Origin of the sequence: Micromonospora sp. SD12 (assembly GCF_052068495.1) — a bacterium.
Classification (GTDB): Bacteria; Actinomycetota; Actinomycetes; order Mycobacteriales; family Micromonosporaceae; genus Micromonospora; species Micromonospora echinofusca.
This window is the reverse complement of sequence record NZ_JBQHDF010000051.1, coordinates 1-1,047: the sequence shown is the minus strand read 5'-3', so window position 1 is coordinate 1,047 and position 1,047 is coordinate 1. Positions and strand designations below refer to the sequence as shown.

Here is a 1,047-nt window from a genome sequence, read left to right as displayed (position 1 = left end):
TAGGGCCTGTGTCGAAGTCGGTCACAGCCACTCGTTGATGGCCGCGAGGTGGATGATGGCTTCGTAGCGCACAGCGAGTTTGTCGAACCGGGTGGCCACGGCCCGATTGCGCTTGAGGCGGTTGATCCCGCACTCCACGGCGTGACGTTGCTGGTAGATGTGCGGGTCGAAGGCCGGTGGCCGGCCGCCCTTGGACCCCTTGGCCCGCCGGTGGGCGTCCTGGTCGGCCTTGCTCGGGATGGTCGCGGCGATGCCCCGCCGGCGCAGGTAGGCCCGGTTCGCCTTCGACGTGTACGCCTTGTCGGCCAGGACTCGGTCCGGGCGGGTCCTCGGGCGGCCGGTGCTCACGCGGGGAACACGGATGGAGGCGAGGACCGGGACGAACTGCGGACTGTCGCCTCGCTGCCCGGCGGTCAGCACGATGGCCAGGGGTTTCTGTCCCTGCTCGCAGCCCAGGTGCAGCTTGGTGGTCAACCCGCCGCGGGACCGGCCGAGCGCGTGGTCTGCCGGCTCGACGCTGACCCCGCCAGGCGGTTCGACCTGCAGATCCCCCTTTTCCGCGCTCCGGCCGCATGCTGATGGGCCCGAGCGCTCGTGGAGTCCACACTGACGTCCCAGGTGATCCGCCCGGCCGCATCGGCGAGGGCCTGCAGTGCGGTGAGCACCTGCTGCCAGGTCCCGTTGCGTTGCCACCTGCGGAACAGGGCGTACACCGCCGACCAGGACCCGTACTGCGGTGGCACGTCCCGCCACGGGGCGCCCACCCGGATCCGCCACCGGATCCCGTCGATCAACTGCCGCCTGGTCCATGACGACGGTCGACCCGGCCGCTTCGGCGTCGGCAGCAACGGCTCCAGCACCGCCCACTGCACGTCGGTCAGGTCGAACCGCCTCGTCACCGCTAGGGTGTCCACGAGGTCTCCGGTTTTCAGGTTCTGCTTGGTCGCTGAACCATCTACCGGAGACCTCACCCATTTTCGATCTTCGACACGCCGAGCGGTCACGCCAGCTCAGGCACCACCGCCGACTTCGACACAGGCCCTAGGG

General features: G+C 69.5%; 1 protein-coding gene. It reads right to left on the bottom strand.

Annotated elements, in window-relative coordinates:
- Positions 1-21 precede the first annotated feature (21 nt).
- Positions 22-899 (bottom strand): IS5 family transposase gene (locus tag ACTMS2_RS29260; protein ID WP_441178266.1). Its coding sequence is split into 2 segments (ribosomal slippage): positions 22-506 and positions 506-899, totalling 879 coding nucleotides; the frame shifts between segments, so codons are not numbered across the junction.
- Positions 900-1,047 lie beyond the last annotated feature (148 nt).